Raw genomic sequence first — 24,437 nt, 5'->3', positions numbered from 1 at the left:
TCGCAGACACCCATCGGTAACATCTTTCGAGAAGCCAAAGCAGCCGTTCGCCGCTCACGCCCCAATAGTGTACTGGAGGCTGCCGCATTGCATCCCTGCCGATGGAGGCGCTTCCATCTAGGGTATAGGGCAGATTTCTCTATCCACTTCTGATTACAATCTCGTCAAACATGAAATTCAATATATGAATAGCTTAGCTCTGGATCACGCGGCAGAGTTCGCGGCATTCTCCAAGCCGCGCAAAACCGCGTCTCCAGTTCGTTCAAGATGTACGCGCCATACACTAAAAGCGGCTTTCGGATTTCGAGAGCGTAGCGCTTCCATCAATAAGTCATGCTCGTTCATAGCTTCTTGCCATCGGACTTGATCCAAAATCGCCAGATAACGCCCACGGCTTGCTCGCAACATAAGGCGTTTGTGTGTGATGTTAATCACTTCACTTCCAGACAGTTCGACAATTGTCTCGTGAATGTCTGAATTCAACAGAAAATATGCATCTCTCTCGCCAGCATCATAGTGACGTTTCATACGACTATGCTTCGTTTCTAGCTTCTTGAGATCACTATCTGATATCTGTTTTGCCGTATTTTCTGCAGCCAGCGCCTCAATGACCGCGATGACATCGAAAAGTTCTTTTACTTCTTGTGGCTCGAGCGGCTTGACGCGTGCACCGCGGTGGACTGGGCTATCGACCAGACCGTCGAGCGTGAGGGTTTTGATAGCCTCACGGATCGGAGTTCTAGATACCCCAAGGATTTCACTCAGTTCCTTTTCTATCAACCTTTCGCCTGTCTTTAGCTCGCCGGTGACAATCATTTCACGCAATGCGTCAACAACATGATCATGAAGTGAAGCCTTGAGTATTCGTTGTTTACCATTTGATTTTACTGTCATTTAGCTTGTCTCATCGACTGTGACCCATATCTATTTCCTCTTTGAACCCACGCTACACTGGACGGGGCAGGATAGTCTATTCTTTACATGTTGCATATTGCATGCAATCATACGATCACGAATCCTCATGCCCGCTGATACCAGCGGCATCTGAAAATCAGAATGGGGACCGAAGAAGTTCCATCTGTCTGAATTAGAATCAAAACCAACGCGGGATATTCAAATGATCAATCTTTCGAAACTTATGTCTATCGCGATCCTAACAGGGTCACTTGGAGTAGGCGGGACGGTGTATGCAGATACCATTCGCCTAAGCACAACAGTTGCCGACACATCGAACTGGGTCGCAGCGGCCAATAAATTTAAAGAGCTCGTTGAGGAGCGCAGCGACGGTGCACACACAGTCGAGGTTTATCCAAGCGGAGTACTCGTGGGCGGAAACGACCGTGTCGAGCTAGAAATGGCGCAGGCCGGAGCTGTGGACATCATCATGAAATCCACACCTTGGCTCAGCCAGATCAATGGCGATTTCATGGTCGTCTCAATGCCTTGGATCTTTCCCGACGCCGAAACTGCAATGGCAGTAATGGACGGTGCTGTCGGTCAACGCTTATCAGCAAACCTGAAGGCGACCGGCATTGAACCGCTTGGCTGGGGATCTGGCAGTTTCTTCCAGCTCTACACGAACCCTGGACCCATCAATACCGTCGAGGACATAAAAGGCGTAAAGATCCGCACACCGGGTCTGGACCTCTATTTAGACTCTTGGTCAGCTCTTGGTTCGATCCCTGTGGCAATGAGCTTTGCCGAAGTGTTCACAGCACTTCAGGCCGGAGCAATCGATGGTGGAATTTCACCAATTCCGCTGATTTATGCTTCGCGGTTCTTTGAAGTAAGCAAGAACATCGCCGAAATCAACTTTTCATTCGAAGCGATTGGCATGCTTGGCAGTACAGCCGCATTAGCACGCTTTTCGGCTGAAGATCAGGATCTGATCCGGAAGGCTGGTTATGATGCCATGGTCTACCAACGCGAACTGGCAGCAAGTCAAGAAGCCGAACTAGCGGACAAAATGCGGGCTGACGGCGTAACCATCCAAACGCCGTCACCTGAAGCTCTGGCCGAATTTAAGGCCCTTGTTGCACCGGTCTACGACGACTTCCGTGCCAAGATCGGCGAAGAACTCGTCTCGGAAGTAGAGGCCGAAGTGGCCAAACTCTCCAACTGACGAACCTTGGTGCCGCAGCGAACCTCCCTCGTTGCGGCACCATTTTTAAAGCAAAGGATCACGCCATGCCACCTCTACTAGTCGCCCTGGACACTTGGTTGGACCGCATTGAGAAGTTTATCGTGGTTTTTCTGATCGGTGGTATCGTGCTGTTAGTCTTTTCCGGGGCTCTTTCCCGATATGTTTTCAGCTATTCGATCGCTTGGTCTGAAGAGCTGGCGCGGTTCTTTTTTCTCTGGGGCGCGCTGTTCGGAGCCGCTGCAGCCTGCAAATATGGCCAGCATGGCGGTATCCCGCTGCTGGTCGACAAGTTTCCACCGGCGGCACAACGCTGGGTCGAACGGCTGGTACTTGTCGGGATGCTGGGGTTTCTAGGCTTTCTCGCTTGGCAAAGCTTTGGCACGACCAGCAAGGCACTTTCGTCTGGCCAAATAAGCATGACCACAAAAATTCCGATATGGGCGGTGAACATGGGCATGGCCATCGCGTTTTCCCTGGCGCTGTTGCGGACAATACAAGGCTACTTTTTGGGCGCGTTCCGCATCGACAAGCCCGTGGTCGAATAGCGCAATAGCTGACTCCCGCTGAAAATAGGATCAATCTCATGGATTTTCTGACCAACCCGGCCGTCATCGGCCTATTCCTTTTCTTCGGACTTCTAGCACTGAACTTTCCAGTCTTTGCCGCCATCGGATGGGCTGCACTCGCAGCTTTCGTAGTGTTCGAAGCAGGCCCGTTGAGTGTGATGCCCTACATTTTCTCGGGCTCTCTCGACAGTTTTCCTCTATTGGCAACACCACTTTTCATTGTGGCTGGCAACATGATCACGCGCACTGGTATCGCGACCAAGTTGGTACGTGTGGCAGAATTGATCGTAGGGCCATTACCGGGGGGCTTGGCTCTTACTGTGTTGGTTACCGGAGCGGTGCTCGCGTCGATGTCCGGTTCCAATATCGCAACTGTCGCCGCGTTGAGCTTTCTTGTTAAACCCATGGCCGAACGCGGCTATCCTCGCGGCTTTGCCGTGGCCTGCGTTGCGGCAGGTTGCACCTTTGGCGTAGTCATTCCGCCAAGCATCGGCTTCATCATCTATGGTGTCGTTACGGAAACTTCGATCCCAAAGCTCTTCGCGGCTGGCGTTGGCCCGGGGATGGTGATGCTGACGATACTTGGTGCTTATGTCTTGTTTATTTCGTGGCTTCGCGGCTATGCAGGCGTCGCAAACGAAGCGCGAACAGTGGCAAATTTTTTTGATGCCGTGAAAGACGCTTTCTGGGGCTTGATGGCACCAGTGATCATTCTGGGCGGCATTTACACTGGCATTTTCACGGCGACCGAAGCAGCAGCTGTGGCTGTGGTCTATCTGTTTATCATTGACCGATTGGTCTATCACTCGATCAAGATTTCGGATTTGCCCGATGTCCTGTTCGACAGCGGGCGGACCATTGGGGTGATTGCCCTGATCATTGCGACGTCGGCTGTCTACGGTTGGATTATGCAGACCCAAGGCTTGGCTGGACGGCTAAACGAGACGGTCATGTGGTTGTCGGGCGGTAACCCGGTGCTGATTCTGCTCTGCTTCAATATCATCCTATTAGTAGTAGGGGCATTTCTCGAGCCCATAGCAGCGATGTACCTGCTGGTGCCGCTCTTTAAGCCTACGCTAGAGATGATCGGGTTCGATCTAGTACATTTCGGCGCGGTCCTTACCGTGAATCTGTCAATGGCGCATCTGACGCCGCCTGTCGGCGTCGGGTTATATTTGGCGGCTCAGCTGGGAGGAGTGCCGTTTGCAAAAGCTGCGCGCTACGCCATCCCATTTGTCATTTTGGAATTCCTAATCGTTCTGATCGTTACCTACGTCAAACCGATTGCGATGTTCCTGCCTTCACTCATGTAATTCAGAACGAGAGTTTCAATGCGCATATTGTTAATCAATCCAAATACGACACAAGAACTGACCGACAGGCTTGAAGCCGCCGCACGTGGCGTCATGTCGGAAGGCACGGAACTTGTCGCGGTGACTGCGCCAACTGGTGTCCCCTACATTTCTACGCGGGCAGAAGCGCAGATTGGAGGCGTTCAGGTATTGGAAATTTTGGCAGAGCGTCATCAGGACTTTGATGCCGCAATTGTCGCTGCTTTCGGTGATCCCGGGCTAGGAGCGGCACGGGAATTGTTCGACATTCCCGTCGTCGGTCTGGCTGAGGCGGGGATGTTAACAGCATGCATGCTAGGGGGTAAGTTCTCCATCGTCACTTTTGCGCAAGCTTTGGGGCCATGGTACCATGAATGCGTTGCGTGGCATGGATTGCAGGGACGCTGTGCCGGAGTCTATATGCTGAACGGAGCCTTTTCTTCGATCAATGCGGTGCAGGACGAAAAAGCCGATCTTTTGGTTGATCTGGCCAGACAGGCCATTGATGCCGGCGATACTGATACAGTTGTGCTGGCCGGGGCACCTCTTGCGGGATTGGCAACTCGAGTGCGCGACCAGATTCCTGTACCCATAATTGATTGCGCCGAAGCCGCAATGAAGCAGGCCGAGGCATTGGCTGCACTGCGCCCACGAGGGGCCGAGGCGGGCAGCTTCAAACGGCCAGCGGGGAAACCGTCCTTCGGTCTGGCAACAGCGTTGGCGGCACGAATTGGAGGAGAATGATGTGGTTGAAATGAGCACAATGTGGAAATTGGGCATTACTGATCTTGCAGCCGCCTTTCGCGCAGGCAGTGCGGATCCTGTCTCGGTCGCCGCCGAGTATCGCGCACGGATTACAAGAATTGACCCAGAACTCAACTGCTATGTGGCACTTAATCCTAACCTCGAGAAGGAAGCCGCTGAGAGTGCTGCGCGTTTCCAAAAAAGTGTGCCTCGCTCGGCTTTAGAAGGCGTACCGATTGCGGTCAAAGACAACCTTGTGGTGAGCGGAATGCCCGCAAGCTGGGGGAGCGCGGTTTTTGCCGACCGAGGCAACTGCGAGACTGATGAGCTGCCAATTGCACGGTTGCGCGCCGCTGGAGCGATAATTTTAGGAAAGACTAATACGCCAGAATTCGCCGTTGAAGGGTATACCAACAACCGGCTGTTCGGCACCACTGGAAATGCGTGGAACTCCAAACTCACTCCCGGCGGATCATCTGGTGGATCTGTTTCAGCAGTGGCCGCAGGGATGGCGGCGGCGGCCATCGGAACTGATGGTGGCGGATCGATACGACGTCCGGCTGGATATACAGGGCTCTGTGGCCTGAAGCCTACGATTGGTGCCGTGCCGCGTTCGGGCGGGTTGCCACAAGTGCTGCTGGATTTCGAAGTCGCTGGTGGTATGGCCCGCAGCGCAGCTGATCTTCGACTTCTGCATGATGTCATGGCAGGTCCGGACCGCGCTGACCCGATGTCGCGCCGCCGCGCTGAACCGCCAATGCCGCGAGAAAATCTGCGCGTACTTTACGTACCATTGTTGGGTGAGAACCCCTGCGATCCGGGCATCCTGTCGCGCTGTGCCGATGCTGTCGATGTCCTGCGAAAAATGGGGCACACGGTGACCGAGGGCCACATTCCTTTTGAGCTGGATGCGCTAAATGCGTTCTGGTCCAAATTCGGGCAGGTCGGGCTGGCAAGTATGCGGGATGCGATTCCAGAAATGGCGACAAAGGCCTCGCAGAAGTACCTTGATATGGCGGATCAGGGAGCCGCCGTGCCGGCTTCTGAGTTTTATGGCGCGCTTGATCAAGTGCGCGAGCTTCGCGCCGCCGCTTCGATCTTTTTTGCCGATTGGGATGCCATTATGATTCCGTCTGCGGCTGCGCAGCCTTGGGCTGCCGATCAACCCTATCCGCTAACGATCGACGGCCAGGAGGTTGGCCCGCGCGGCCACGCCATCTATACAGGTTGGGTCAATGCCGCTGGTTTGCCTGCCATAAATCTACCGGCTCAACGCCATGACGACGGGATGCCGGTCGGGTTTCAGCTGATTGGTGATATGTTTGCCGAGGATCTGCTGCTTGGGTTGGGTGCTGATTATGAAGCCCTGAACGGCGGATGGGTTTGGCCGGAGTGGCTGACCAATGACTAATCCAATCTCAACGGAAGTTGCCCGCGCGTTTTTGTCTGTAAGGCAGGGCGCAAAAAGTCTGTCACGCGAATGGGCGGCAGACAAAGCGTTGACGCCATCCCAAGCTTATGAGGTCCAGTCGCTGGTGGCCGCAGAACTTGGTCCTGTTGGTGGCTTCAAGTTCGCGCAACGCTCCGGACAACCTGCGATCATGGCACCAATTCAGCGCGCCGATATTCTAGTATCCGGTGCAAAATTTCCTGCATCGGGTTCGCCTGTCGGTATTGAACTTGAGGTTGGCTTTCGTCTGAATGCTGCACTACCATCGATTGATGCACCAGATTTTAAGGAGCTTCTGCGCGCGTGCGTCAGCCCTGTGGCTGTAATCGAAACAGTGCAAACTCGCCTCGCTGATCTGGACACCGTGCCGGCAGTTCTGAAACTCGCTGATCACCAAACGAACGGCGGGCTGATCGTGGGCGATCCTGCCAAGGTTTGGGACGGATCACCGTTTGGAACCGTTGATGCATATTTGACGTTTGACGATGAGGTGGTGCTAGATGGCAGAACTAACTTGCCGTTCGGCCCCGCCTTTGATTGCCTTGTCGCGCTTGCTCGGATGGTGGGTGATCATTGTGGTGGGCTAAATGCAGGCCACATAGTCATCACTGGTTCACTGAACGGGTTGCCTTGGCTGCCCCCCGGCACCAGAGTACGGGGAAGCATCGAAGGTATCGGATCTGTCGCTGTCGACTTGGAATAGATTTAGCGCGGAATTCCTGGCATGCCACATTCCAAAAACACTCCGCGACCAGGCTGCGACTGCAATTGTGCGTCCCGCACCACGATATCACCTCTTGAAATGACGGTCTCTGGCCAGCCGGTGATCTTGCGGCCTTCGTAGGGCGTGTAGTCGACATTGTGGTGCAAAATATCGTTAGTGATCGTCACCTCTCGCGATGGGTCCCAAATAACAATGTCTGCATCTGAACCTATAGCGATGGTACCCTTGCGCGGGTAAAGCCCGTATAGCTTGGCCGCATTGGTTGCAGTAAGTTCGACAAAGCGGTTAAGCGAAATACGTCCCTTACCAACCCCTTCCGAGAACAGCAAAGGCATGCGAGTTTCAACGCCGGGTATGCCATTTGGCACATGTACGAACGAGGCATCCGTGCCGTGCGCTTTCTTCCCCTTGGGACCATCGTACCGGAATGGTGCGTGATCAGATGAGAATATCTGAAACGTTCCGTTTTTCAGACCACGCCAGACATGTTCCTGATTGGCCGCATCACGCGGCGGTGGGGAACAGATATGCTTGGCTCCCTCAAAGCCGTCCAAGTCGAGGTTGGCGGCGGTTAGAAACAGGTATTGCGGACAGGTTTCAGCATAGATTGATAAACCTTTAGTCTGTGCAGCCGCGATCTGCTCCATTGCTTCCTGCCCCGAGACATGCACCACCAGCAGCGGCACGTCGACAATCTCGGCCAGCGAAATCGCCCGGTGCGTGGCCTCACGCTCGGCAATGGCCGGACGCGCATCGGCATGATATTTAGGCGCGGTTTTTCCAGCGAGTTCCAGTTTTTCGGTCAGCCAGGCAATGGCATCAGAGTTTTCAGCGTGCACCATCGTCATGGCCCCTTCGCGGCGCGCAAGCGCTAGGACGTCAAGGATTTGGCGATCATGGAGTTTGAGATCGTCATAAGTAGTGTAGATCTTGAAAGAGGTATAACCGTCGCGGATCAACGCAGGCAGCTCTTGACCAAGCACCTGTTCCGTGGGGTCAGTCACGATCAGGTGGAAAGCATAGTCGATCACAGGCTTGCCAGCGGCGCGGGCATGATAATCGTCGACCGCCGCGCGCAGGGACTGGCCCTTTTGTTGACAGGCAAATGGAATAACCGTGGTTGTGCCGCCAAAGGCAGCTGAACGGGTGCCTGAGGCAAAGTCATCGGCCATCTCGGAGCCGTCCGACATGGGCTGATCAAAATGACAATGAGCATCGATACCGCCGGGTAAAATCAGCTTGCCTGTGGCGTCTATTTCGTCGGCGCCAGCTCTAAGGTGCTGGCCAAGTGTTACGATGCGACCACCAGAGATACCTATATCGGCGGTGAAGTCGTCGCTGGCGGTAGCGATGCGCCCATTGCGGATCACTAGGTCAAAGTCAGTCATGGTAGGCTCCGAGTTGATGAAGGACGGCGCAGTGACACGCCATCCAATTTTCTGTGGGGCAGGGGGTTACGGCCCATACATCGTTTGTGGCAGCCAGGTCACGATTGCGGGGAAGGCGATCAGCAGACCGGTGAACGCGATCATTATGATCACATATGGGAAGGCACCACGAACAACATCCATGAAGGGCCCATTATCACCGCGAACGCCGTGTACCACGTATAGATTCATGCCCACAGGGGGAGTGATCATGCCAAGTTCGCACATCAAAATGATGAAAATACCAAACCACAATGGATCAACCCCGGCAGCGACGACAACCGGCACCGCAATAGGGATGGTCAGAACCATCATCGAAAGGACGTCCATGAACATGCCCAGGATGATATAAAACACGATCAGGATGATCAGCAGCACGGTCGTTGAAATGCCAAGTGACGTCACATATTCAGTCATTGTTTGTGCGACACCAGTCAGCGACAGTGTCACATTAAGAATGAACGCCGCCAAAATGATCATGAGTACCATGCCTGTAGTTTTTGCCGTGTTCATGAAGCAACGGTTGAAGAAATCGAGGCTTAGATGTCCGTCCAGCCCCGCCATGATCAATGCTGCAACCACACCAAGGGCTGCTGATTCCGTGGGAGTGGCGATCCCGGCGTAGATTGAGCCCATGACGATACCAAAGATAATCGCTGGTGGGATCAAGGCGGTGAGGGCACGCAGTTTGACACCAATGGGAATGATATTGGTCGCAGGCTGGTGATCGGACAAGTTGCTGATCGCGATATAGATCATGAAGCATGCTGTTAGCAGCAGGCCGGGAATGATGCCTGCAATGAAAAGCTGGCCGATCGATGTTTCTGACATTGAGCCGTAGATCAGCATGTTAACACTCGGTGGAATTAGAATACCGAGGGTACCACCTGCAGCAATTGAACCCAATGACTTGGCCTGGTCATAGCCACGTTCGTTCAACGCAGGTGTGGCAACCGTTCCGATGGTTGCCGCGGTTGCAACTGAAGAACCGGACGTCGCCGCAAACAGTGCACAGCAACCGATGTTAGTATGAAGCAATCCACCCGGCAGCCTGTCCAGCCAGATTGCCAACGCACCGTACATTCGATCCGCCATGCCAGATCGCAACATGACCTCGCCCAAAAGAATGAAGAGGGGAATCGCAGTCAACAGGTTCTCGTTCATCACTGACCACATAACTGGGCCGGTGCTGTCCAGCAGGGGCCAGCCAAACGTTAGCACGCCCCCAAAAGCTCCCATAATTGCCATGATGACGGCGATAGGAAGGCCCAGCATCATGATTGCGAGCATGACAAGAAAGGAGAGAAAAATTACGGTAACAGTCATGGCTCAATTCCTCGCCTTGAGATCGTCGAGCTCTTCTTTGAGTTCTTCCATCACGCTTTTTGTATGATATTCGTCGTTCAGCCTATCTATTTCTCCGGAAAACAGCAGACGTGTTGCCGCGATGGCAGTCCAAACACTTATGCCAGTGAAAATCAGCATTGCTCCGTACCAAACACTTTGCGGCCAAATCATCGGTGTTGCCCATGCGGTCGGTGCGACGCTCCCGTATTCAACTGTGTCACGAACCACAAGCCAGCAATAGCGGGCTAAGAATAGGCCAAAAATGGCTAGCGAGACATAGGCAACCCAGTTCAGAAACGCCTGCAGGCGAGGACTGAATCTACCATGCAATAGATCGATGCGAATATGTCCGCGCTCGATCAATGCCACTGAGAAACTAAGCGCGCCGCCAACCGCAAGTACGTAGCCGCCCAATTCGTCGGCCCCCTGGAAAGAATAATTGAAGATCTTTCGGCTGACAGTTTCCAGAGCGACAAAGCCAGACAGCGCGACCAGCAGGATGCCAAAAAGCCAACTGACAATATGTGAGAACGTGTTCATTTTATTCCTCCCCGAGGGTGAGACGTGCGGCGGGTAATCCCGCCGCACGTCAGAGTGATTTTTAGGGTTTCATACCGAAGCGTGGTCCAACTGTTTCAAGCCAGGATGAAGAACATGTTGGGTTTTTTTCGTCACAGATTGCCTTCCAGGCCGGGAAAGACAGGTCTTTCACTGCGCCTTGAACCGTAGCGATATCCTCGTCCGACACTGGCACATTGACGAGATTATAGGGCTTGTTCAGCTCGCAAGGGGTCTCACCTACATTGCAGCGCATTGAATCGTCGAACAACTCTTCAGAGTATTCCCAGATGTCGTCGATATGGGCGTCAAAGGCGGCTTGGATTTTCCCCTGATCCTCTGCGGAAAACTTATTCCAGGCATCGAGGTTCATACCATAGCCTTGAATCGCGACCTGAAAGGCCACCGGTAGTACGTGAGTAGTTACTTCAGGCCACGCGGCAGAGTTCGCTGAACTGGGCCCAGTAATCGCGCAATCAACAACGCCGCGCGCCAGCGACTGGTGTACATCTGCAAAGCCGATCGGCACTGGGGTGCCACCAAGCGTCTCGATAAAGTTGGCCAGATTCTGATCGTAGGTACGCACTTTCAGGCCGCTGACATCTTTCAGGCTTTCAATCGGGTGGTTGCAGAACAGAACCTGCGGCCCAAACGGCCAAAGACCTAAGAGTTTAGTATTGAATTGTGCCTGCAACCGCGCATCGACAGCGGGTGAAAACGCTTTAATGGTTTTCCGGCCTTCTTCAAAGGTTGGGTTTTGCCCTACGAGATCGAGTCCTAGAAGGATTGGTTCGTCGCGGCTGACCTGCTGATTGCGCAGCGAAATAATGTCAAACAGCCCACTTTTCAGGATGCGAAGCTCTTCGGCACCTTTGATGCCGGTTTGGTCCAAAGTCTGGAAACTCACGGCGATATCAAGGCCAGTGCGCTCGGCAAATTCAGCAAAAAACGGACCCTCTAGATTTTTCTGGATCAATCCGGTTGCGCCGGGCTGACCGAGAGCCTTAAGATTGGTGGTTTCAGCCACTGCCGGTATGGCCGTCATGGCGACGCCAATCAGCGCCCCAAAACAGGTATTTCTCAGGTTAGTGCTAAGCATAGAATTCTCCTTGGTTGCAGACAAAATTTAGCTGTTCCGCCGAGAGCCTTCTCTCGGCGGTGGTGGTCTTTTCGTTCGTGTTTAGGATTAAATCGCGGTGCGGGACTGCTCTTCAATCAGGGTCTGACGCAGAACCGCGCCGGTACGGGTTACATGACGATGCACCAATGCACCGGCGGAAACGGCATCGCGCCGCTCGATAGCTTCCATGAAACTCTCGTGTTCAATCATCGCTTCATCCCAGCGCGCACGCGAAAACAATGCTACGTAGCGTCCGCGTCGCGCCCGGGCCATCAATGTGAAATGAGTCTCTCTAAGCACTGAACTAGCAGATTTTTCGACCAAAAAACTGTGGATCTCAAAATCTGCCTGAAAACACTCTCGTAGTTCATCTCGCCGATAGAGATGTAACATTCGGTCATGCATTCGTCGTAGTCGTGCGCGGTCGGTGATGCTCATGCGCTCAACTGCTAACGTCACTGCCAACCGCTCCAAGTCTGAAACAACTTCGAACAAATCAGTAACCTCGTGCGCTGTCATCACGGTCACATACACACCTCGGCCGGGCCGTACCCACAGCAAGTTTTCAGCCTCTAGCAGCTTAAAGGCTTCGCGAAGCGGCGTACGGGATATCCGAAACGCATCACAGTATTCGGCTTCGTCCAAGCGATCACCTGGTGCAAGATCGCCTCCAATTATCGCTTCCCGAAGTGCATGAGCAGCTTCTAGATGCAAGGACGTCTTACGTATGGGGCGTGAATCAAATGCGGTCATGTGGCTCTCCTATAAGGATCATCCGCCGAAACGAGTAAAAAGTAAACAATAAGTAATTGTTATAAAACATACCATTAGATCATTATTGCATGCAATATAACAATCATATAGCATTCAAAATTGAAGCGATTCCATTGAAATGAAAGGGCAGAAAGTGACAAACAGAACACTAATAGGAGTTCTAACTCCATCATCAAACACTGTGTTGGAGCCGTTGACGTCAGCGATGCTTGCAGGGGTGGAAAACGTCTCGGCGCATTTCGGTCGGTTTCGGGTGACCGAAATATCAACCAGCGAAAACTCCGACGCTCAGTTTCGATTGGAACCGCAGCTCGCCGCTGCCGATCTTTTAGCCGACGCACATGTAGACGCTATCGTCTGGAGTGGGACGTCAGCTAGCTGGCTGGGCTTTGACAAGGATCTTGACATGTGCCGCGCCATTGAGGACCGAACCGGGATCAAGGCAGGATCGGCGGTTCTGGCTATTAACGAATTGTTCGCGGGGATTGAGGCACGAACCTTCGGCCTTGTCAGCCCTTATGTAGGGGAAATTCAGGATATGATCGTAGAGAACTACGCCACTGCCGGGCTGAACTGCGTTGCTGAAAGGCACCTGAACGAAACAGTAAATTTCAACTTTTCCAATTTTTCTGAAGCCGAAATAGAAACGATGATCCGGGAGGTGGCAGAGGCCAAGCCCGATGCCATTACCGTGATGTGTACCAACATGCGCGGGGCGCGGATCGTACCGCAACTGGAACAAGAGCTTGGCATTCCAATTTTTGATTCAACCGCTGCTGCTCTGTGGTCAGGCATGCGCCTTTCAGGATCGGATCCGGCAGCTGTCAATGGTTGGGGCCGGGTCTTTGATCTTTAGCTTGATGAAGTGATCGGTCGAGTACAGAACTGGCGCATCGTTGCAGCACCTCACTTACAAGCTGCGAAACCTTCGGCAATACGCGAGCCGAACTTACGACCAGCGAAATTGTTTGTGCTGCGGCTGTAGCGTCCGCAAGCGGAATAAAGATCAATTTTCCGGTCGCAACTTCGTTGGCAACATCGAATTCGGAAGTGATGGCGACGTGTTGACCTCGGCGCACCATCTGTTTGAGCAGCTGCAGCGAGTTTGTCGAGACTGGTTGGCGGCTTTCGTGAATAAACCATTCATGGTCTGCCTCAATGAGTTGTCGGATCAGTAAGGCTTGGCTTTGCAGAACAAAAGGATACTCAGTAACTTGCTGGAGCGAGACCAGAGTTTCGTTTGCTAGTGGATGTGTAGGTGAAACAGCACAGCCGAGTGGCAAAGATTCCGACCAGAGCGTTCGGATGTTTCGGTGGGATTTGACGTTGAAGGCGAACGCGATATCCACGGCCCCTAGGTTCAGGGCACGCACCGCATCTGTTGGCGTCATCACATCAATTTCGAGCTGAACAAGTGGAAAATCATTCTCCACCTCTTCGATGAACCCAGGCAAAAGCCCATTGACGAGGCTGTCCATTACAGCAATCCGGACATGCCCTAGATCGATACCTTGCATCTGCTGAATTTCGCTCCAAAGATCGTTCTCATCATTTCGCCATCTGCGCGCGAGTACCACCAACATATCGCCAGCCTTAGTTAACGTCATACCCGAAGGGTGCCGGTCGAAAAGCCGCATGTCGGCTGCTTCTTCAAGCAGTAAAACTTGCCGGTCTATGGCAGATGCGGAGATTCCTAGGCTTCGGGAAGCACCTTGAATGGAGCCGTTTACAGCAACAGCATCCAGATACAGCAGGGATCTTGGCAACAAATTCAAGGGCATCAGTCTGGACTCCATTTCTGATCAGTACGCTTTCTAAGAGCATACACAAAATTAGAACGACAGGATGAGTTTATTGCGATTTTGTTACACGTGACGCTGCTTTAGCCTTTGGGAGAATCAGCTAGGGATTAAGATGGTATGGCGCTCGACCTGCAGGAAATAAATGAGGCGGACGAAGCTGAGTTCGTCGTTCTGGCTGAGTTTCTTGTAGAGAATTCACCTTGGGTGCTGACCAAAATTGCGCGGCATCGGCCCTTCGTTTCGGCAAGCGCACTTTGCGATGCGATTGAAACGGAAATCCGCGTGGCAAGCTCCGCTGATCAACTTCGCTTGTTTCTTGCACATCCCGAACTGGCCGGTGCCGAAGCGCAGGCTGGGACAATGACCACCGAATCTACCGGCGAGCAGGGACGGTTAGGGCTGACCTCGCTTAGCGCGGCAGAACATTCACGTCTAAAAAGTTTCAACGCAGAATATCTTGATCGTTTTGGATTTCCCTTCATCGTCGCATTGCGGCACCAAACTGATCGCGCTGCTGTGTTCGAGCTATTCGAGCGGCGACTGCGAAATACAGTAGATGAGGAAATACAAAACACCATCAGCGAAATAATGCACGTTGTCCGGGGCCGTGCTGACCGGATCAAGTTTAACCGCAACTGAGACTTCTGAAATAAAGCCTAATCGCATTCGTGACTAGGTGCACAACCAATAATCACTGGGAGAACGACAATGAACAAGATCAATATCGCTTTAGCGTCAATAGCGATCTCGCTGACCGCAGTCAGCGCGTCCGCCGAAAAGATCCGCGTAGCGGGGAACTTTGCCAATGAGCATTCGTCTAGTCTGGCGATGCAGGTATTCAAAGATGAGGTCACCAGCCTTACCAATGGTGAGCTTGAAGTCGATATCTTCCCTGCACAACAACTTGGTGGAGCCGCCGAAAACGTTCAGGCTGTGAAGCTTGGAGCAGTCGAATTAATCTGGGTCGGCACCGCGTATCTGACGCGCACGGTTCCGGAACTCGAAGTGATTGGCTTGCCATTTCAATTCCCGGATCGCGAAACAGCTTTCAAGGTTGTCGACGGACCGGTGGGTGCAAAACTGGACGAGTATTTGGCCAAAGAGTCGCTAGTTTCGCTTGGCTACATGGAGCTTGGCTTTCGCCAATTAACCAACAATGTCCGTCCGATCGAAGCGGCCGCCGATATCGACGGGCTGAAAATCCGGTTGCAACCGAACGAAACTCACTTGGCGACCTTCCGTGCTTTGGGCGCAAACCCAGTGGCGATGGATGTTAAGGAACTGTATTCTGCTTTGGAACAGGGCGTAATCGACGGTCAGGAGAACCCTTTCGCGATCATACACGTGGCGCGTTATCCCGAAGTGCAGAAATACGTGTCCAACACTGGCCATTTCTTTGACTTCATTTCAGTTGTTGCCAACACTGACCGCCTTGCAAAGCTGAGCCCGGAGCATCAGGAAGCCGTCCGCTCAGCGATGGATACTGCGGTTGCATTCCAACGTGAGCTTGCTGCCAAGCAAGACGGTGAGGCGCTTGAAAAACTGACCGCCGAGGGCATGACCTACACCGCTGTCTCTCCTGAATTTGCAGCTGAACTTCGCGAAAAGACGTCCAGTGTCGCAGCTTCTGTCCGTGAAAAAATCGATGCCGACCTGTTTTCCCTAGTCGAAGCGGAAACAGCCAAGGCAATGAACTAGGCCGGTAGATAGGACAGGGGAAACTCATGGAACGCCTGTTGAACACCATACTATCGCGCGTCGATTTCGTCGCGCGATATGTATTGCTCGGATGCATGAGCGTCATGATCGCTGTTGTCGCAAGTCAGGTTTTCATACGCTACGTGCTGAACAGCTCAATCGATTGGGCCGACGAAGTGTCTCGCCTTGCCTTTATCTGGTCGATCTTCATCGCCATTCCCTTGGGCATACGCGAGGGTGCCCATGTGGGCATTGACATTCTGACCACAAGGCTACCGTCCGCGCTGGCGCGGCACGTCAACCGGGCCATGCTAACACTGGCTTTCGTACTGATGTGCGTGGTGACTTACCAATCCGCGATCGTGGCGTATCAGACTTGGTCTGAGAGGTTGGGTGCGATCAATATTTCGTCCAGCTATTTCTTTGTAGCTATCATTATTGGCTCCGCTCACGCGGCGCTGCACCTCCTTCACCTCGTGCTGCATCCGTTGGATGCGCGCGGTCCCGACTATCCCATTGATTAAAGGCACGAAAATATGAGCCTTATTGTCATCGTGCTATTCTTGCTGTTTGCCGCCTTTGGCATGCCACTGGCATTTTCACTCGGCGTCTCTGCTCTGGGGGGGCTGATCCTTTCGGGGTTCGATTTAAGCATTCTACCGCCCCGGATCATGAATTCAGTTAACTCGTTTCCACTGATGTCGATCCCACTTTTCATGGTGACTGGTGAATTGATGCTCAAGGCTGGCATCATGGAACGACTGGTGGATTTCGCCAACGCCTTCGTTGGCCGAATGCGCGGCGGACTGGCGCAGGTGGCTCTGTTGTCGGGTGCTGGTCTCGCCTCTGTCTCGGGGGCTGCCGTGGCCGATGCCAGCGCGCTGTCTGCCACGCTGGTTCCATCGTTGAAAAAACAATATGGGCTTGGTTTTTCAACTGGTATTGTTGCCGCTGCCGCAAACCTCGGCCCGATCATCCCGCCATCGGGTGCCATGATCGTTTACGCATTTATGGCTGGATCAAGCGTCTCGGTAGGCGGGATGTTTATGTCGGGTGTCATCCCAGGCCTGATACTGGTCTGTGTACTGATGGCCCTTGTATGGTTGATTTCGTATATGCGCGACTACCCGTTGGTTGGCGAAGACGTGAGCATTGGCAACATCTTTTTCCAACTGCGCCGATCCTTCGTCGTCTTCATGATGCCAGTCGTTGTTATAGGCGGTATCGTCGGTGGTGCGTTCACACCAACAGAAGGAGCCGCCGTAGGTGTAGTATATGCTTTGCTGTTGGGCTTTTTCGTCACTCGCAAACTACAGGTCCGCGACTTGCCGGAGGTACTACTTCAGGCAGCCAAGACATCAGCCATCGTTGGCGCGATGATTGCCTATGCCTCCACAGTGACCTTTCTGTTCACTATCGACCTTTTGCCAATGAAGCTGGCGAGCCTTATGAACAACCTTACCGACAGCCCACTTATCTTCTTGGTTCTTGTTGCGGTGATGCTGATCGTTGTGGGGATGTTTCTAGAATCGAACGCCGCTTATATTATGTTGGTCCCATTGTTTCACCCAATCGCAATCTCCTACGGCATCGACCCGTTGCATTTTGGCTTTCTATTCGTATTCAACCTTGTGATCGGCATGCTAACGCCACCCGTAGGGGTCGTTCTATTTGTGGTCTGCGGGATTACCGGCGTAAAAATGGGCGAACTGGTGCGCGAAAGCTGGCCGTTCATCATCGCGATGTATGTGCTGCTAATCGTCTGTATGTTTGTACCTGGCATCGTGACTTGGTTGCCCCATTCATTAGGGTATTGAGCAGCCCTCTTGCCCAGAGGTTTTGAACATCTTCGTCGTCTCTTTACTTGTAACAAAAAACCACGTCAGAGGAGGACAATCGAAATTAAAATCTCACAACTCGACCGCCGAGGCTTCTTTGCCCGATTAGGCATTGGTGCAGCCGGGCTAGTGGCCTTCAAGGCAGTGACCGGGCACGCCCCATTTGCATCAAAAGCCTATGCCGCGAGCGATGCTACTGGTGGGCAGTTGACACTTCATGCAATCGACACCTATTTCGGCCAGACGCGTGCCGACCTGAAAATCGACCTATCGATCCAGAACAACTCAGGCGAATACGAACTGATCAAGAGCGTCATGACTGTAGAACGCGGGCGCACTGAAAATCCTGTTCTGGAGCCAAGTGAGCTGAAAAACGGTCGGTATGAACTTTTGCTGCATCTGGATGAATACTTTGGTCGATTGGCCTCGGATATCCCAAGCCCTCCGTTTCTGGGAAAGGTTCCGATCCGATTTGGCGTTTATGATGCATCGCAAAACTTCCATGTCCCGATTCTCTTCAGCCCGTGGAATTACTCCTACTACCGTGGAAGCTGAGCACCTGCGGGATCGAAAAACAATGAAAGGAACAACCAATGGCTGGCACTACAACCCACGTTCTCGATAACGAAACCGGAAACCCAGGTGCAGGTATGCGCATTGATTTCTCGGTTTTTGAAGATGGAGCATATCGGCTCGTAAAAACTGTGCACACCAATGATGAAGGTCGCACCGAAGGGATGATCCTTACGCCTGAGGAGACGAAGGTCGGGCAATATGAACTGTTGTTCCACGTTGATGATTACTACCGTGCCAAAGGCACTGATCTGCCTGACCCGCCTTTTATGGAAAAAGTACCGGTGCGCTTTTCAGTTTTCGACACTCAACGGCATTTTCACGTCCCTATGCTGTGTACGCCGTGGACCTGCACAACCTATCGTGGCAGCTGATCTTGTCTCTTGTTGGCAGCATATGCGTTCCATTTTTTTGCTACCGCCCCAAATGAGCACGCGCTTGAGGAAGAACTGCCAGAACTGAACTGCGACGACTATCCAAACGCACGGCAATCGAGGGAATGATGATAACACCAGATCTTTTTGCCGAACTTCTGACGCGCGCGATTGCAACAGCGGTAATTGTCGTCGGCATCACGATTACTGTGGAACGTGTTGGACCGGCCATCGGCGGCGCGCTTGGGGGCCTGCCAATCGTGATTGGACCTGGGTTTTATTTTCTCATTCAAGAGCAGAGCACAACGTTCACGATCAGCGCGGCGACATCGTCCCTAATCGCCCTGACCGCATCGCAAGCTTTCCTGATCGGCTATGTCGCGATTGCCCGGCGCTCACAGGCGGCGATTGTTATCGCAAGTCTTTGCTGGCTTCTGGCAGCGCTGATTCTGGCCGACGTCCCTCAGTCACCTTGGATCGGCCTCGTCCTGTTTCTTACAGCGACTGGAACCGCCAGGTTTGTGGCGAACCGTTTTCAACGCCCATATACCAGAACACATGCACGCGGGGGTCTAACCGCTTTGCTTGCAAGGGGTGTCGCCGCTGGGCTTCTGGTCGCGTTCGTGACCGTAGCTGCGGAAAAGCTCGGGCCGGTCTCGGCGGGATTCCTGATGACCTATCCAATCGCCATGACCGTCATTGCAATCACGGTCCATCAACGATCCGGGGCGGATGTCGTAATCGCCACCTTGCGATCAATCATGTACGGTATCGGAAGCCTTGCGGCCTTCACATTCACCCTAGCCGTCACGCTGGTGCCCTTCGGATCGGTTTGGACCTTTGTTGCATCCCTTGTCGCGGGCGTTGCCGTGACGTTCAGCTTGACCTTGCGGTCAGCTCGGTTGATTTGATCGGCGCGATAATGACCAATCGTGTTCATCCGGAATGTGCAGTGCGGTTGGCACGCGTGATCATAAAATAAGATGAAAGACCAGCGCCTTTGCTGGGCGCTTTGACTTCATTGTCTACTCAAATGCCCCATCCAAGTTTCTGCCCCTAATCTACTTATCTTATTGTCTTTGATCTAAAGATGCCGCTCCACGTCCATATCTTTAGAGCGTTTCAAGCATCTACAATAGCTCTCTCGACCAAGGAAATTCCGGTATTTTCGCTTGCATAAGCACCTATCTTAGATGTTTTCAAACCAACGCTGACAAGTGCTTCCGCCATAGCAACGGCACTACTAATCCCATCTATGACGGGCACACCAAACTTGGCTGTTAAGCTGTCCGTAAAACTTGCCATACCTGAACAACCAAGCACAATTGCTTCTGCTCCATCATTTTTTAACGCGCCTGAAATTTCAGCCTCAATTCTGGCACGGGCGGCGTCAGGATCGGATTCAAGAGCAAGCACAGGTACTTCAGAAGCGCGAATACTTGAGCAGCGCGTTACCAGCCCATATTTTGCAAGGTTGTCAGTGATGCCCACGATAGATCGCGAGAGCGTTGTGACGACGGAAAAACGGCATGCGATCATACTGGCGGCATGGAATGAAGATTCTCCGATGCCAATGACCGGACCGTCCATGATGCAGCGTAGTGCGTCCAGACCTGTATCATCAAAACAGGCCACAACAGTCGCGTCAGCATCTTTATGCTGATCAGCGATGGTCAAGATTCCGTCGAGACTACGCGCGATGTCCAAGAATCCCTGGATACTGGCGGGACCACTGTCGGGCTGAACAGTTACAACACGCGTTTCAGGTCGTGAAATGCGCTGCGCGACGTCATCAATCGCCTGCGTCATGCTTGCAGTTGTATTGGGGTTAATGACGAGTAGTTTCATTGCGCCTCCTTTCCGCCAATTGCGCGGTTTGCGCGCCAGAGCAATTGTGGTTCTGCCAATAAGTGGGCGAGGCCTGCGTCTTGGATAGCGCGGTCTGACGCTTCGGCTGCCTCATCCAGAACGGTAGCGGGGTCAAGGGTTTGCGAGACGCGTCCACGCAACACTAACTGACCATCGACTATGACGGTATCAACGTCAGCGGCAGTCGCAAAATGAGTCAGTTTGTGCAGGGGCATACTGGGCGGGTAGAGGTGTGGCTTGCGCAAATCGACAAACACCACATCGGCCTTCTTGCCGATTTCTAGTGATCCAATTTCTTGATCCATTCCAAGCGCGCGGGCTGCGTCGATTGTCGCCATTTCCAGCACCTTACCGGGTGGCATCCAACTGGGGTCAGCGAAATGGCGGCGGTGATAGTGCATGCATTGGGCCATATGTCTGAACATGTCATACCCCCGGTCTGGCGCTGCGGCGTCTGATCCAAGAGCGACGTTTACGCCCTCACCGATAAGTTCTGGTACGGGGCAACGGCCCAATATTGACATGATGGCACTGGGGTTGTGGACAATATGCGCTCCGGTTCTTTTCAGTGCTGTGATGTCAGCTTCAGTCAAATCCACCGAATGGGACAACAGCGCATGGGGCCCAAGGACTCCCAGCCCCTCTGTGTAAGCAATGGTACCGTCGCGGTGCCCGTCTTGGGTAAACAGAGCACTATTCCGCAAGCAAAGATCGGCGACAGCTTCTGACATCTTTCGGATTTCGGGCTCAGGCACGGATTCACGCTCAGGCCGAGCATAGACCGGCATGATGGCACAAATGCCCGTCCGTGCAGTCAGCATGCCATTGCGGCGCACCATCAGGTCTTCGCTAACCTCCATCTGACGAGCAAAGCTGATGGTGGTATCGTTACCTTCTGGCCCACGGTATGCGCGCGGAAAGGGTGGGCGGCCCGGCCCCACGGCCAACATAGTGCGCAGACCACTTTCGCGCGTCACGTCACAGTGGGCATCGCCAAACGCAGGATCGTCGGTGCGGTAAATATCCGCGCCGCCGCCCAAGAGTGTCAGGCAGGTCGTAACGCCAGACATCAGCCGTTCCAACTGTGTTAATCGCGCTTCAGCTTGCCAAAAAGAAACGTCGGAGTGGCGGGAATAGATTGCTTCGCAGGCACCAAACCAAGCGTCAATATCGCAAGGGGCCAAGGACCGAACCAGCCCGTGACCGGCGTGGGAGTGGCAGTCAATCAACCCCGGTATCGCGGCCATCCCACGTGCATCAATGATCTCGGTGGCCGTGTCTGCTAACGCAGCCAGCTCTGCATCCGTACCAAGTGCCGTGATACGGTCTGCGGTGATCGCAAGGGTACCATCCTCGATTACGCGACGATCAGGATCGACGGTGACGAGCGTGGCGTGACGGATAAGTATGTCGGTCATTGTGCCGCACTCCGAATGGGAAAGCTGGGGGCGAAAATCGCGTCGACGGGCGGATGGCCAAAGGTTCGGTCTGGATATTGCGCCTTCATTCCATCAAACTGCGCCTGTGCCTGTTCGCGCATCGCCGAATGATCCACACCAGAAATTTCACCGTCTCGCATTACGATGCGTCCGTCGATCACGACGGTGTGCACGTCCCTTCCTGATCCGTTGAGCAGGATCGTCTGGATCGGGTCGATAATCTGGCCCATGGCCGGATCATCCAGCGCAATCACGGTCATATCCGCTCGCGCACCCGCCGAGAGATGCCCCAGATCATCGCGGCCAAGTGCGCGCGCACCACCCAGTGTGGCTGCAGTGTAGAGGTCGGCAGACGATACGTCAGCACCATCCCCTGCCAATCGCGCTGTTATTAGGCCAACCTGCATATTTGCGATCATGTCGGGTGGATGCGTGTCTGTTCCCATGCCGATTGTGATGCCCCGATCTCTGTAGCGCGCATAGCTCTGCAAGCTGCTGCCACCCCGCGCCATCACCAAAGGGCAGTGGGCAAGTGCTGCACCGCTATCTGCAAGAATATCAAGGTCAGGGGCGTTGTGCGTGATGCCATTTGCACCGGAGATATATGTCAGATGGGGAAGAATGGCGCGCGGGCTAAGAAAACCGAGGCTGTCCAGCAATTGCGGTGGGCTGATCCCGTGCATCTCGACAACGCTGTTGTATTCGAAGGCCGACTGGCAGCAATGCAGCCGCACAGGCACGTCCAATTCGCGCACAACCTTTGCTGTCTCTCTGAGCAGTCCAGCGGTGCAGGTTTCGATGCGGTCAGGGGCAAGCATCGTGCGAACCAACCCGTCCGACGTGTTCTCGAATGTCTCGCAAAAACGGCGCGCTTCTGCCAATCCTGCCAAGCCGCGGGCTTCGTCAAAGTGAAAGGCGATGTCGCCTGCGCCTTTGACGTAGGTATTGCCGCTGCGATAGGCGGGACCAAGATAGACGCGCAGGCCAAGGTCGGCCGCTGCTTCGGCGGCACCTGTAAATTCGTCCCATGTCTCGCCCCATTCGCGATAGAACAAGGAGGCGATAGGCAGTGCCGTTGTGATGCCGTTGGCGATCAGTCGAGTAAAGGCATAGCGTTTCTGCCATCGCAATTCCTCGGACGTGTACATTTCGCGCGGACCAGCCTGCATGTAGCTTTTCGGCCAAATACGCCCTTTTTGCCATGCGGGTTGATTGTCCAGCCCCAGCACGGTGGTATCGAGATCAGACAGCGCATCAAGGTCGATGAACCCTGGTCCGATCAGGGCCGCGCCGTAGTCGATACGTTGCGACACCTCGCCTGGAAAGCCATGTCCAACAAAGAGGATCTCGCCATCTTCAAAAACGACTTCGCCCCGGGGCAGCAGCACATGCGCACCCTTTTCATGGCCGACGACCCAATCTGCGGTCATCAAGGTGCGGCCCGTTTCACGCTTGCTCATCATGGCGACTCCGTCAAAGCGGTGCCGTCACGTGCCACCACGCGGCCTTCCTTGAGCACCAGCCGTCGCGGGGGATGCGAGACTACTGCGTGGGTCACGCTTTCGGCGTCCACCAGCACAAGATCGGCGATGCAGCCTGTTTCGATCCCGTAATCCTTCAATGCCATGACGTGAGCACCGCCATAGGTGCAACACCACAGCGCATGTTCGACATCCGGATCGGCGCGAAGATTGTTACGTAGGCCTAGCAGCATGGCGCGTTCCAACATGTCTGCATTGCCGTATGGCCCCCATGTGTCACGAATGCCGTCTGACCCTGCGCAAAGCGTCACGCCAGCCGTACGTAAGTCTTCGGCCAGTGGCACCGGACGGGACGGGGTGGCAACGGTGGCAATGTGAATACGGGCGTCAGCGAGGCGTGCAACCAGTGCGCGGGCGCGATCACGGTCGGGCATGCCAAGACAAAACGCATGACTGATTGTCACATGGCCCTGCATCCCGTGCGCCAGCGTGCGATCAAGGATCATCTCCATGCTGAAGGCACCCAGTTCACCGGGTTCGTGCAGGTGTATGTCAATCGGCTTGCCATATTTTTCGGCCAACGCAAAAACGGCATCGAGTTGCCCCTTTGGGTCTGCATCAATCCCGCAGGGATCCAGCCCGCCAACGACGTCAGCCCCTATCTGCATTGCCTGCTCCATGAGGTCCAGCGTGCCTGGGCGGCTCATCAAACCTGACTGGGGAAATGCGACTGTTTCAATCTCTATTTGACCGGACAACAATTCGGCGGTTTGCAATACGCCTTCCAGACCCGAAATACCCACTTCGGTATCAATGTCCACGTGACTGCGGATCGCTGTGGAGCCATGACCTAGTGACAAAAGCGCTTGGCGCATGGACTGGCGATGGGGCTCGATATTCCATTCCTTGCGCAATCTGCGCTCGGTGTCGATTTTGTCACGCAGGTTGGGTCCCGCCTGATGTTCTCGCCACCCCATACCCCAAAGGGATTTGTCGAGATGGGTATGTGCCTCAACCAGCCCTGGCAACAGGATTGCGCCGCCGCCATCCTCAACCGCAACTGTAGTGGACTGATTGGGCGCGATGGTGGCGATCCGACCGTTTTCGATCAGAACATCAATGACGGCACCACCCCAGGGGCGGACATTGCGCAGCAAGAGTGGATCGGTTTTCATTTTC

General features: G+C 53.8%; 25 protein-coding genes. 14 read left to right on the top strand and 11 right to left on the bottom strand.

All coding sequences use genetic code 11. From position 1 onward, the window contains the following. Positions 1-204 precede the first annotated feature (204 nt). On the bottom strand, positions 205-894 hold the full coding sequence (locus C1J02_RS20335) for a GntR family transcriptional regulator (RefSeq protein ID WP_114880196.1): 690 nt from the start codon (positions 892-894) through the stop codon (positions 205-207). Positions 895-1,117: 223 nt separating this feature from the next. Between C1J02_RS20335 and C1J02_RS20330 the strand changes: the two genes are divergently transcribed. From C1J02_RS20330 to C1J02_RS20305, 6 genes are all read left to right on the top strand, one after another. Further along, the gene (locus C1J02_RS20330; RefSeq protein WP_114880195.1) at positions 1,118-2,122 is read left to right on the top strand and encodes a TRAP transporter substrate-binding protein; all 1,005 of its coding nucleotides are present in this window, start codon (positions 1,118-1,120) and stop codon (positions 2,120-2,122) included. Positions 2,123-2,187: 65 nt separating this feature from the next. Beyond that, positions 2,188-2,688: a TRAP transporter small permease gene (locus C1J02_RS20325; protein ID WP_114880194.1), complete on the top strand. Its 501-nt coding sequence runs from the start codon at positions 2,188-2,190 to the stop codon at positions 2,686-2,688. 38 nt (positions 2,689-2,726) lie between these two features. Continuing rightward, a complete protein-coding gene (locus C1J02_RS20320) occupies positions 2,727-4,022 on the top strand; it encodes a TRAP transporter large permease (RefSeq protein ID WP_114880193.1) in 1,296 nt (431 codons plus the stop codon). A gap of 18 nt (positions 4,023-4,040) precedes the next feature. Then, positions 4,041-4,784 (top strand): aspartate/glutamate racemase family protein, encoded by a 744-nt coding sequence (locus C1J02_RS20315; protein WP_114880192.1) that lies wholly within the window; start codon positions 4,041-4,043, stop codon positions 4,782-4,784. Between the two features lie 10 nt (positions 4,785-4,794). Then, positions 4,795-6,195: an amidase gene (locus tag C1J02_RS20310; RefSeq protein ID WP_114880753.1), complete on the top strand. Its 1,401-nt coding sequence runs from the start codon at positions 4,795-4,797 to the stop codon at positions 6,193-6,195. After that, a complete protein-coding gene (locus C1J02_RS20305) occupies positions 6,188-6,937 on the top strand; it encodes a 2-keto-4-pentenoate hydratase (RefSeq protein WP_114880191.1) in 750 nt (249 codons plus the stop codon). The genes C1J02_RS20310 and C1J02_RS20305 overlap by 8 nt, the downstream gene beginning before the upstream one ends. A 2-nt stretch (positions 6,938-6,939) precedes the next feature. Here C1J02_RS20305 and hydA read toward each other — a convergent pair whose 3' ends face one another. The 5 genes from hydA to C1J02_RS20280 form a co-directional block, all read right to left on the bottom strand. Beyond that, on the bottom strand, positions 6,940-8,346 hold the full coding sequence (gene hydA, locus C1J02_RS20300; protein ID WP_114880190.1) for a dihydropyrimidinase: 1,407 nt from the start codon (positions 8,344-8,346) through the stop codon (positions 6,940-6,942). A gap of 66 nt (positions 8,347-8,412) precedes the next feature. Further along, on the bottom strand, positions 8,413-9,711 hold the full coding sequence (locus C1J02_RS20295; protein ID WP_114880189.1) for a TRAP transporter large permease: 1,299 nt from the start codon (positions 9,709-9,711) through the stop codon (positions 8,413-8,415). A 3-nt stretch (positions 9,712-9,714) separates the two neighbouring features. Next, positions 9,715-10,272, bottom strand: coding sequence for a TRAP transporter small permease subunit (locus tag C1J02_RS20290; protein WP_114880188.1), 558 nt, complete (start codon positions 10,270-10,272; stop codon positions 9,715-9,717). A gap of 61 nt (positions 10,273-10,333) precedes the next feature. After that, positions 10,334-11,389 (bottom strand): TRAP transporter substrate-binding protein, encoded by a 1,056-nt coding sequence (locus tag C1J02_RS20285; RefSeq protein WP_114880187.1) that lies wholly within the window; start codon positions 11,387-11,389, stop codon positions 10,334-10,336. An 87-nt stretch (positions 11,390-11,476) separates the two neighbouring features. After that, the gene (locus C1J02_RS20280; RefSeq protein ID WP_114880186.1) at positions 11,477-12,163 is read right to left on the bottom strand and encodes a GntR family transcriptional regulator; all 687 of its coding nucleotides are present in this window, start codon (positions 12,161-12,163) and stop codon (positions 11,477-11,479) included. A 154-nt stretch (positions 12,164-12,317) separates the two neighbouring features. Between C1J02_RS20280 and C1J02_RS20275 the strand changes: the two genes are divergently transcribed. After that, entirely contained in the window at positions 12,318-13,040 is a 723-nt protein-coding gene (locus tag C1J02_RS20275) for an aspartate/glutamate racemase family protein (protein WP_114880752.1), read from the top strand. Here C1J02_RS20275 and C1J02_RS20270 read toward each other — a convergent pair. Continuing rightward, a complete protein-coding gene (locus C1J02_RS20270) occupies positions 13,009-13,965 on the bottom strand; it encodes a LysR family transcriptional regulator (protein WP_162798394.1) in 957 nt (318 codons plus the stop codon). The two genes, C1J02_RS20275 and C1J02_RS20270, sit on opposite strands and share 32 nt — an antisense overlap. A gap of 138 nt (positions 13,966-14,103) precedes the next feature. Between C1J02_RS20270 and uraD the strand changes: the two genes are divergently transcribed. From uraD to C1J02_RS20235, 7 genes are all read left to right on the top strand, one after another. Continuing rightward, positions 14,104-14,625, top strand: coding sequence for a 2-oxo-4-hydroxy-4-carboxy-5-ureidoimidazoline decarboxylase (gene uraD, locus C1J02_RS20265; protein ID WP_114880184.1), 522 nt, complete (start codon positions 14,104-14,106; stop codon positions 14,623-14,625). A gap of 69 nt (positions 14,626-14,694) precedes the next feature. Beyond that, positions 14,695-15,684, top strand: coding sequence for a TRAP transporter substrate-binding protein (locus C1J02_RS20260; protein ID WP_114880183.1), 990 nt, complete (start codon positions 14,695-14,697; stop codon positions 15,682-15,684). Positions 15,685-15,710: 26 nt separating this feature from the next. Continuing rightward, positions 15,711-16,208 carry a TRAP transporter small permease gene (locus C1J02_RS20255; RefSeq protein ID WP_114880182.1) on the top strand — a complete coding sequence of 166 codons (498 nt, stop codon included), beginning with the start codon at positions 15,711-15,713 and terminating at the stop codon, positions 16,206-16,208. Between the two features lie 39 nt (positions 16,209-16,247). Continuing rightward, positions 16,248-17,501 carry a TRAP transporter large permease gene (locus C1J02_RS20250; RefSeq protein ID WP_205389834.1) on the top strand — a complete coding sequence of 418 codons (1,254 nt, stop codon included), beginning with the start codon at positions 16,248-16,250 and terminating at the stop codon, positions 17,499-17,501. A 9-nt stretch (positions 17,502-17,510) separates the two neighbouring features. Beyond that, entirely contained in the window at positions 17,511-18,077 is a 567-nt protein-coding gene (locus C1J02_RS20245) for a hydroxyisourate hydrolase (RefSeq protein WP_114880180.1), read from the top strand. 38 nt (positions 18,078-18,115) lie between these two features. Beyond that, on the top strand, positions 18,116-18,469 hold the full coding sequence (uraH, locus tag C1J02_RS20240; protein WP_114880179.1) for a hydroxyisourate hydrolase: 354 nt from the start codon (positions 18,116-18,118) through the stop codon (positions 18,467-18,469). A gap of 125 nt (positions 18,470-18,594) precedes the next feature. After that, positions 18,595-19,380, top strand: coding sequence for a hypothetical protein (locus C1J02_RS20235; protein ID WP_114880178.1), 786 nt, complete (start codon positions 18,595-18,597; stop codon positions 19,378-19,380). A 211-nt stretch (positions 19,381-19,591) separates the two neighbouring features. Here C1J02_RS20235 and C1J02_RS20230 read toward each other — a convergent pair whose 3' ends face one another. The 4 genes from C1J02_RS20230 to C1J02_RS20215 are packed head-to-tail and all read right to left on the bottom strand — an operon-like array spanning position 19,592 to position 24,433. Then, positions 19,592-20,317, bottom strand: a complete 726-nt coding sequence (locus tag C1J02_RS20230) for an aspartate/glutamate racemase family protein (protein ID WP_114880177.1) — start codon at positions 20,315-20,317, stop codon at positions 19,592-19,594. Beyond that, positions 20,314-21,756, bottom strand: a complete 1,443-nt coding sequence (locus C1J02_RS20225; RefSeq protein WP_114880176.1) for an amidohydrolase family protein — start codon at positions 21,754-21,756, stop codon at positions 20,314-20,316. Before C1J02_RS20225 ends, C1J02_RS20230 begins: the two co-directional genes overlap by 4 nt. Further along, on the bottom strand, positions 21,753-23,240 hold the full coding sequence (locus C1J02_RS20220; RefSeq protein WP_254693169.1) for an amidohydrolase family protein: 1,488 nt from the start codon (positions 23,238-23,240) through the stop codon (positions 21,753-21,755). The genes C1J02_RS20225 and C1J02_RS20220 overlap by 4 nt, the downstream gene beginning before the upstream one ends. After that, entirely contained in the window at positions 23,237-24,433 is a 1,197-nt protein-coding gene (locus C1J02_RS20215; protein ID WP_114880174.1) for an amidohydrolase family protein, read from the bottom strand. Before C1J02_RS20215 ends, C1J02_RS20220 begins: the two co-directional genes overlap by 4 nt. Between the last annotated feature and the right edge of the window lie 4 nt (positions 24,434-24,437).

The organism is Sulfitobacter sp. SK011 (genome assembly GCF_003352065.1).
Lineage (GTDB): Bacteria > Pseudomonadota > Alphaproteobacteria > Rhodobacterales > Rhodobacteraceae > Sulfitobacter.
This window is presented reverse-complemented; position numbering and strand designations above follow the sequence as displayed.